Annotated in this window: 7 protein-coding genes and 2 pseudogenes; 1 reads left to right on the top strand and 8 read right to left on the bottom strand. The window is 56.4% G+C overall.

Annotated features, from left to right (window positions below; translation table 11 throughout):
- Positions 1-38 precede the first annotated feature (38 nt).
- The 8 genes and pseudogenes from LKD37_RS16070 to LKD37_RS16035 all read right to left on the bottom strand — a co-directional run bounded on the left by LKD37_RS16070 (position 39) and on the right by LKD37_RS16035 (position 8590).
- Positions 39-2129 carry a VirB4-like conjugal transfer ATPase, CD1110 family gene (locus LKD37_RS16070; protein ID WP_349048628.1) on the bottom strand — a complete coding sequence of 697 codons (2091 nt, stop codon included), beginning with the start codon at positions 2127-2129 and terminating at the stop codon, positions 39-41.
- Complete coding sequence (locus LKD37_RS16065; protein ID WP_097785037.1) at positions 2113-2493, bottom strand: PrgI family protein; 381 nt, start codon at positions 2491-2493, stop codon at positions 2113-2115. The genes LKD37_RS16070 and LKD37_RS16065 overlap by 17 nt, the downstream gene beginning before the upstream one ends.
- Complete coding sequence (locus LKD37_RS16060) at positions 2481-3071, bottom strand: MT-A70 family methyltransferase (protein WP_302930097.1); 591 nt, start codon at positions 3069-3071, stop codon at positions 2481-2483. Before LKD37_RS16060 ends, LKD37_RS16065 begins: the two co-directional genes overlap by 13 nt.
- On the bottom strand, positions 3068-3742 hold the full coding sequence (locus LKD37_RS16055) for a DNA-methyltransferase (protein WP_349048627.1): 675 nt from the start codon (positions 3740-3742) through the stop codon (positions 3068-3070). Before LKD37_RS16055 ends, LKD37_RS16060 begins: the two co-directional genes overlap by 4 nt.
- 129 nt (positions 3743-3871) lie before the next feature.
- The gene (locus tag LKD37_RS16050) at positions 3872-4738 is read right to left on the bottom strand and encodes a VirB6/TrbL-like conjugal transfer protein, CD1112 family (protein WP_302930096.1); all 867 of its coding nucleotides are present in this window, start codon (positions 4736-4738) and stop codon (positions 3872-3874) included.
- A gap of 12 nt (positions 4739-4750) precedes the next feature.
- On the bottom strand, positions 4751-4963 hold the full coding sequence (locus LKD37_RS16045; protein ID WP_097785041.1) for a Maff2 family mobile element protein: 213 nt from the start codon (positions 4961-4963) through the stop codon (positions 4751-4753).
- Between the two features lie 92 nt (positions 4964-5055).
- A pseudogene (locus LKD37_RS16040) lies at positions 5056-6606 on the bottom strand (VirD4-like conjugal transfer protein, CD1115 family); the annotation flags it as partial.
- Positions 6607-6691: 85 nt separating this feature from the next.
- The gene (locus LKD37_RS16035; protein WP_302930095.1) at positions 6692-8590 is read right to left on the bottom strand and encodes an AAA family ATPase; all 1899 of its coding nucleotides are present in this window, start codon (positions 8588-8590) and stop codon (positions 6692-6694) included.
- Positions 8591-8676: 86 nt separating this feature from the next.
- Between LKD37_RS16035 and LKD37_RS16030 the strand changes: the two are divergent.
- A pseudogene (locus tag LKD37_RS16030) lies at positions 8677-8880 on the top strand (CatA-like O-acetyltransferase); the annotation flags it as partial.

Here is an 8880-nt window from a genome sequence, read left to right as displayed (position 1 = left end):
GGCAGATTGTTTCGCACACTGCCGTGTGCGGCAGTACCTTAGACTGCTTTGCACAGCGCCCTATCTGGGCGCACTTTCACGTTCTGCGTCAGGGCCGAGGGAACGCAGCCCTGTTTGCGGAGCATCTTCCAGACGGTCACGAAGTAGCTGGCGGTCAGCGGATCGCGGAGCAGAATATGGAACTCGTCAAAATAGCACCATGTCGCAACACCATTTTTGAAGTTGGTTCCCACCGCAGAGGTGACAAATTCGTTGGTGGTGTGCATGGCGATCTTGCGGAGGTTTTCACCCAAGCCCTTTAGGACAATGCAGACCACACGGGAATTGAGGTCAACATTCGTGGGATGGTTGAACAGGTTGAGAGAGCCTGTGCAGTAAAGCTCCAGCGCCGTCGCCACCCGCCGCGCCTCCGGCTCGGGTTGGCGCAGCAGCTCCTCATACAGATCTTGCAGCAGCGGCGTTTTGGCCGTTTCCAGTCCCAGCGCCATCTCCCGGTAGACCAGCCGCACGCAGCGGTCAATGACGGTTTTCTCGATGGGCTGCAAGCCCTCTTTTCCGCCCACGATCAGCTCGCACAGGGACAGTAAAAAATCCGCCTTCATGGAAAGCGGACTGTCCTCGTCGTTAATATTCATTTGCAAGTCCATAGGCGAAATGTGGTGCGGGCTGTCCGGGGCGATCTCAATGACCTGCCCACCCAAGCGCCGCACCAGCGGGGCATATTCGCCCATCGGGTCAACAACAATGATGCGGTCATTGGTAGCAAGGAACACATTGATCAGCTCCCGCTTGGCGGCAAAGCTCTTGCCGCTGCCCGTGGAGCCAAGGTACAGGCCGTTGGCGGATTTCAGCTTTTTGCGGTCAGCCATGATGACGTTATGGGACAGGGCGTTCATGCCGTAGTAGAGGGACGGGCCATCCATGCGAAGCTCCCGCGTCATAAAGGGGACGAAGATGGCGGTGGAGCTGGTAGTCATGCCCCGCTGAATTTCAATGCCGTTGTAGCCGAGAGCCAGCGAGGACATATAGCCCTGCTCCTGCTGCCAGTCCAGCCGCTTGACGGCACAGTTATATTTCTGCGCGATGCCGTTCACGGTGAAAATGTCGTTTTCCAACCGCTCCCGCGTGGGGGCGGTGTTGACGATCAGGAACGTCAAGAGGAACATTCTCTCGTTGCGGCTTTGCAGGTCGGCCAGCAGCTCGGCGGCATCCTTGGAAAAGGTGACGAGATCGGGCGGGAGAATGTCAGGGTCATATCCAGCGCGGGTAGCCTTGCGCTGCTCCTCCACTTTCATCTTGTCGATGTCGGAGATTTTACCCTTGACCGTTTTAATGGCCTTGACCTGATCCACCGTCTGAATGTGCATGGTGACGGTCAGCTCGGCGTCCAGCTCCAAAATCTCCAACAGCAGCTTGTCCGACAGCTCCGACGCCATGATCTGCAAATAGGACGCCGCGCCCCATGTCTGGCCCACTCGGAACGAGCGGCTCTGCCGGAAGTCAAAGCTGTCCGGCACGATAAAGTCTTTCGTTCCCATGCCCGTATGGGCGATGTCCGCCCACTTGAAGCGGAACGGCTCCCGGCTGCCGGGGTGAAGCTGGCCGTGCAGCAGGGCCAGACGCTCCCGCCCGTCGAGGGGCTGGCTCTGCACCCCCAGCCGCTTAAAGTTGCCGATCACGTCCGCCTCTACACGTTCCAGACGGGGGCGGGCGGCGGCCACATTTTCAGCGGGGATGCAAAAGGTGACGTACTTGGCCCGTTCGATACCGTTGTTGCTTTTGGCGATCTGGTTTTTCAGCATCCCTGTGTATTCCGTGCGGACGCTGCTGAAGCGGTCATCCGCCTTGGGAATATTCACCTTGTAGCGACTCCCGGAGCGGCTGCGGCGGTTGACAAAGGAAAGCTGGAACGGCAGCGAACTGTCAAAATAATTCAGCCACGAACTCCAGCCGCCGAAAATGGCTGTCTGATCCTCGGCGGACGCAACGGAATAGTTGATGTCCTCATATTCCAGCGTTTTTGTGTAGACACCGCCGGGGAGCTGACAAATGCCGTCCGGCAGCATCCGCACATAGGGAATGGTCTGCTGGGCCGATATGGTCGCCGGACGATTACCGGCCCGCGTCAGGCTTTTTGACTTCTTGGGGCTTTTGCTCAAGTGTGACCTCCTTTCCCGCAAACGGGGCGTAGATATTCTGCGTCTGATAGGGCCTCACACCGGGCCGCAGGAACTTGGCCCGGATGATATTCCGGGCCACCTTTTCAAAGGGCAGGCCATCACGCTCATACATCGCCATGAAAAAGGCCGGGAGCATGAGCGCGATCATCAGGAACATCGCCCCGGTGCCGCCCAGCGCGTGACGGGTCAGCAGATACACGGGGATGCCCACGGCAGCCGCGCCGCCGAAGCAGATAAGCTGGCGGCGGGTGAGGTTAAAGGCAATTTTAGTCTTGATCTTGGAAAGATCGTTGGGAACATTCACATAGGGCAAGAAACATCCTCCTTTCCGCTATCTTCTGGCCACCGTGACCAGAGGCCCGCTGTCGGCTCCACCTCGTTGCCCCACACGGCCCAGCCGGGAGGGGTCTGCCGTGCGAACAGCTCCACGCGGGGCCTGTCGCCCATGAGGGCAACGATTTTCTCCCGCGTTTCGTCCGGCTTTTTGCTGTGGGCTTCAATGGGAGAAATGATAAATTGGTGAATATCTGCGGCCTGCCGCTTTGGGTGTCCCTTGGTCGCCAGCAGGCAAACCTCGGCGTTGGCCCGCGTCCAGAAGCCCAGCCCATAAAACCAGCTATCCGCCTTTTTGTTCTTTTTGAGCCAGACAAAAGCGACGCTTTTATAGGTGAAGCCCCACGCACGGATGAGCCGCAGAGCCTCCGGGAGCTGGGGAAACGTGGCCCACATGAAAAGGGCGCTGTCCTTGGCCGCAAGCTCGGCCACAGGCAGCGCGCACAATTCATCAATGCTCATGGTGGGGTAATGGTTTTCTGCCGCCCCCTGCACTTTCTTTGCGGAGTAGCGCCACGGGGGATCGGCGTAAATAATCTCGTAGGTTCCTGTCATCATTCTCCTTTCCCTCCAGATGCCACAGCCTCCTGCGCCCGCCGGATGCGCTCCGTGGCGGGACCGTAAAAGGCCGGGGCGGTTTCAAAGCAGACGAAGCGGCGGCCCGTGTTCAGCGCGGCCACGGCAGTTGTGCCGGAGCCAGCGCAGATGTCCGCCACCACCTCGCCAGGGCGTGTGTAGGTGCGGATCAGGTACTCGCACAGGGCCACGGGCTTCTGCGTGGGATGCACGGTGGTTGTCACCGTGGGGAACGCCAGCACGTTCCCCGGAAAGCGCCGCCCATCGGACTCGCCGCTGCTGCGTTCAAACTTTCCGTAGTTGGGGCTGTTCCCGCTGCAACGGTGGATTTTCTTGTACGGCTTGCCCTGTTCAAACTGCGGAAAGTAGGCCGGGGACTTCTGGTAGAACACCAGAATATTCTCCGTCTTTTTCAGCGGAGCGCGGCGGGCGTTGAGAAAACCCGTGCAGCGGCTTTTGTACCATACCCACTCATAACGGAGCATGGGGAGGTTGGATGCGCCCAGCACCTTGTCATAAGGGCATTGAGCGAAAAACAGGATGGCTCCGTTGGGCTTCACCGCCCAGCGCACCGCCTCCCACAACTCCGGCAGCGGCAGCGGCACATCCCAAAAGTTCCGAGTGGTGCCGTAGGGCGGATCGGTCAGAAGCATATCCACGCTATGCTTTGGCAGGGAGCGCAAGCCCTCAATGCCGTCGGAGAGATGCAGGCCCTCCGGGATCGGCTTCTGGCCACCGTGACCAGAAGCGGCGGTATCAGCGATAAGATCACCTTTCCTTTCTCAATGGGCGCTGAAGATGCTTTTGGAGATCGTCCCGGTTTTCATCAGCATGAAGCACAGAAGCACCGTATAGCCGATACAGCCCCAAATCGCGCCGATAGGATCTCCGCTTGTGGCGATCCCCTGAATGAGCACCGCATAGATCGCCACGCAGACAAGGATCAGCATACCCTGAAAGCCCACGGCAAACAGGGAGCGCAGATAATTCTGGCCCATCGTGCCAAGCTCCCGGTTGGAGAGCGTCGCCACGGGGATGGGCGCTAAACTGGTCAGCAGATATATCTCGATCATGCGGCCATATACGATCACGAAAATAAAAATGTTCAGCGCCAGCATGGTAAACTTAATGAGGAACGATTGCAGAAACAGGCCCAGCAGAGGGCCAAGCTCCATCGTTTCAAGGGTCATTTCCAGATCGGCCAGCATATCCGGCGTGATGTTGGTTGCGCCTGTGACGATGCCCGCCGCGCTTGCGATCACGCTTTGGGACACGTCAAAGACCGCCATGACGATATTGAATGTGTTGGACAGGATCAGGATGGCACAAGTGGTTTTGAATACCCATTTGTAGATATTCGCCACATCGAACTCGTGCATATTGTTCTTTTCCAGTATCATCTGGATCAGCTCATAGGTGGCAACGAAGGTCAGGATCAATCCGGCAATCGGCAATATCACCGTTTCGGAAAGCTGCCGTATCAGGGAGAACACCCCGGCGTTCCATGCCGCCGGGGTAGTCCCCACCTGTACGGATATTTCCCCGACGCGGGTATTCACCGTGTCAAACAGCCCCTCGAGGTTTCCCATGATGCCCTCGATTAAAAGCCCTTTGAGCCATTCCGTGATCCATTCGGTGAGAATACCCATCGGCAGCTACCCTTAAAACAGGGTAGACAGCAGAGGGATCAGGGTCGTGCCCAGCACGATGATGCCGCCGCCCGCCATGAGCTGCTTGATGCCCTGGCTTTTGGCCGCTGCGTTATCCGAGCCGTAGCCCTCCAGCAGATTGACCACGCCCCACACGGCAAGTCCAGCGCCCAGCGCCACGACGAGCGTTTGCAGGGTAGTAACGGCAGAAGCAAAAAACTGCATAAGTCCTCCATTTCTCCGGGGGCAAAGCCCCGGCCATGAAAAAAGCCGCCATTTCTGGCGGCAGCTACTCCTCTGGCCACCGTGACCAGAGGTTATACAAAGGCGTCCGGGTCGTCGAGGTCGTCATAGTTGAGGATGTCCTCGTCCTCGCCTGTGAGCGCCGCGTCCGGCACGTCCACCTTGTAAACGGTATAGGTTTCGTTGGGGTTGAGCTTGTCCATCCGCCGCGTCACAAGGCTGTTGAGGTCAAAAGCGTTTTTCACCTTGTCGGCCTCGGCGGTGTATTTATAGTTGGGATGCTGCTTCAAATCGTACTTCTTGGAATAGAACGGCGGCAGTCCCCGAAGCTGCAAAATGCACCGATCTCCGGGCATGGTAGCAAGCTCACTGGGGGTCATCAGCTCCCGGCCCAGCCGCTGGGTGTTCTGGCTGTAGCTTTCGGACTGACCCCGTGAACGGCCCTCGGTCTGCATGGAGATGGTGGCTTTCCCCAACCAATTCTCCGAAATTTCCTTGATGGTGGAGCTTTCGCGTCCGCCGAGGAACAGCACACTATCCATGTTGCCGAGGATGGTTTCCGCGTTCTTATCGTAGATGGCCTTGCATTGGGCGAGCTGCTGATACAGCAGGCACAGGCTGATCTCACGGGAGCGGATGACGGCCACCAGCTTTTCAAGCTGGGGCACCTGTCCCGTATTGGCCGCCTCGTCCCACAGTACCCGCACATGATGGGGCAGCCGTCCACCGTGAACATTGTCCGCCCGTTCGCACAGTAGATTGAACATCTGCGAAAAGGCCAGCGCCACAAGGAAATTGTAGGTACTGTCCGTGTCGCTGATGCAGAAGAATGTCGCCGTCCGGCGATCTCCCATGCGGTCAAGCTCCAGCTCGTCATAGGACATGATCTCCCGAAGCTGGGGGATGTCAAAGGGGGCCAGACGTGCGCCGCAGGAAATAAGTATGCTTTTGGCCGTCTTGCCGCTGCTTAGCTTGAATTTACGGTATTGCTTCACGGCGAAGCAATCCGGCTTGCGTTTGGCAAGACCATCAAACATATAATCCACGGCGTTTTTATAGTTTTCGTCATCCTCCTTGACCTCCATGCCGGAGATCATATCCACCAGCGTATTCATATTCCGATCCTCGGCAGGCCCCTCAAAAATGATATAGGCAATCAGGGCGCAGTACAAAAGCGTTTCCGCTTTCGTCCAGAACGGATCGCCCTCCTTGCCCTCGCCCTTGGTGTTGGTGATCAGGGCGTTCACGAATTTCAGGATGTCGGCCTCATTGCGGATATATGACAAAGGGTTGTAGTGCATGGACTTGGAAAAGTCTATGCTGTTGAACACCTTAATTTTGTAGCCCCGTTTTTGCAAAAACGAGCCGACCTGCCCCAGCACACCGCCCTTGGGGTCTACCACCACATAGGAAGAATGAGCTTGCAGGAGTTGCGGCGTGAGCCAAAAGCGGGTCTTGCCCGAGCCGGACGAGCCGATGCCACAGAAATTGAGGTTGCGGGCGTTGGCGGGATTTTTCGGACGGGTGTTCATGGTGAGCCGTTCCGTGGCGGTCAGCAGCATATTGTTTTCAAACTTGGGATCGACAAAAGGGCGTATATCTTTTTCAGATCCCCATGAAGCGTTTTGTCAAGTGCTTTTTTGAGTTATTGACGCAAATTATCGTGAAAGTGCGAAAGTGCAAAGTGCAAAGGGTCTGCGTTTTGCACTTTCAGCTTGCGGGTTCGGGTGGCCGCTTCCTCTTGATGAAGTTGTACCATTGACCGCCGACACGCCTTGCGCCTAAAATGCCGCCCATGTTGCGCTTGGCGTTCTGTACCGTCCTTTCGGATATTCCGGCTTCGGCGGCTGCTTTTACGATTTCCTCGCTGGCAAGCTCTTTCCCGTCTGCCAGTAAATCCAGTATCAGACGTTCCGCCTGTTCGGTCTTGGTGGCGGTGTTCCCGCCCGCGCCGGACAGCAGCTCGTCGGCGGTTATATCATATTCGCCTATCCACGAAAAGCCCGTTTCCGGGTCAAGGCAAAAGGCAACGGGCTTGCCCTCCGGCGCAAGGGAAGATTTGTCATGGACGATAACGCGCGCATTCGGCTCTCGCTTCACGCGCCCAATCAGCAGGACGCTCCTTGCTGCGGCGCGGAAGTCGATAGAACCTAAGCCCCGGTATGCGCTCTGCCCTCCGGCAGCTTTGTTGAGATGTCCGATAAGGATAATGGCGCACCCGGTACGCTCGGCAACATCGGCAAGGCGGCGGAACATGGGGCGCACTTCGTTCGCCCGGTTCATGTCGGTTTTTTCGCCCATGTACGCCTGTATGGGGTCAAGGATAATCAGACGCGCCCCGTTCTGTATGATTGCTTTCTCTATGCGCTCGTCGGACAGGGTAAGCTCCCGTTTTGCTTCATCAATCACAAGCACCCGGCCAAGGTCTGCGGCGGCTTCTATCAAGCGGGGCTTGACGGTATCACCCAAACCGTCCTCGGCGGTCTGGTAAATCACTTGGAATGGCGGCAAGGGTTTCATTCCCGGCAGCGTTCCCCCGGTGGTGCAGGCGGCAGCAAGGCGTAGGGCAAAAGTGGTCTTGCCCTCGCCGGGATTGCCTTGCACAATGGTTACTTTCCCAAAGGGAATATACGGCTCCCATAGCCATTCAACGGTCTGTGTATCAACCTCGCTCATGCGGATAATCTCAACGGTTTCCTCCTGGGTTGGCTCTTTCAAGCCGTAAATCGCTTCCCGGATATACTTCCCGTCTGTGATTTCTGCCCGGTGCTGCAATACCTCGTTCCAGTCCTTGTAAAGCGGCACAAGGCGGTGGACGGTATATCCCTCCGGCACAAGCTCCGCAAGGCGGCTGCAAGCGTCACTTCCGGCTTGGTCGCTGTCAAGGCAGAGGTAAACGGTCTTGATGTTCGGACGGTCAGAGAGGAAACGCAACAGGGCTTTTTCTCCCACGCCGCCCAATGACAAATAGCTCTGTTTCTGCCATGCCTTTTTGAACAGGCAGAGAAAAGATAACAGGTCAACCGGGGCTTCAAAGGCAAAAAGCCTTTCGCCCTCGCCCCGGTAGCAGAAGTTAAAGGCTTTGTCGCTGCCTTTCACATCAAGCCGGAAGCTCCCGGCTGTGCCGCGCTGGTGGGCATGTCGCGGTATGCCGCTTTCATCTCTGCCGACGAATACGGCGTTATGGTGGGCGGCTTCCTCGTAAATATCACCGCTGGCAAAGAAAAAGCCCGTCACATCTTCATCAATGCGGCGGGTGGCTGTGAGGTAGTTCCTCGCTATGCGGTTGTCGGTGCTGCGGGGTGGTAGTCGGAAGTCAGAGAGGGGCGCGGGGCTTGGTCTGTCCGGCGGTGCGGTTCCTTTTTCTCCTGTCAGCAGTTCAACGGCTTCGGTAAAGCTCTTGCCGAAAAACTCCATGACAAAATCAACAGGTGCGCCGCCTTTGCTTTGGCTGTGCCTGTACCATTTGTTTCCCCGGACGGTCAAGCTGTCGTGCCGTTTCCAGCGGTACTCGTTCCCGGCGCGGGTAAGCTGCTCGCCCTGTGATTGCAGGAAAGAAACAAGGTCGGCTTGGTTGGCGCGGTCTATTTGTTCTTGAGTGTAATACATGGTTGATACCTCGCTTTCTGTGGTTGAATTGTTCATGGTCTTTAAGTATAATAAAATCAGTAATCGAAATTTGTGAGGGTACTAAAATGGTATTTGAAAAAATTGATAGAAACAGTTGGAAGCGGAAAGAGTATTTTGAACACTACTTTACGAATATACCTTGCACATACAGCATGACTGTTAAAGTGGATATTACACAAATAAAGAAAAAATAAATGAAATTATATCCAGCAATGCTTTATTACATTACAACGATTGTGAACCGCCATTCTGAATTTAGAACAGCAATC

This window comes from Brotocaccenecus cirricatena (genome assembly GCF_020687045.1).
GTDB classification, from domain to species: Bacteria; Bacillota; Clostridia; order Oscillospirales; family Oscillospiraceae; genus Vescimonas; species Vescimonas cirricatena.
Note: the sequence above shows the minus strand (reverse complement) of the source record. Positions and strands in the feature narration are given on the sequence as shown.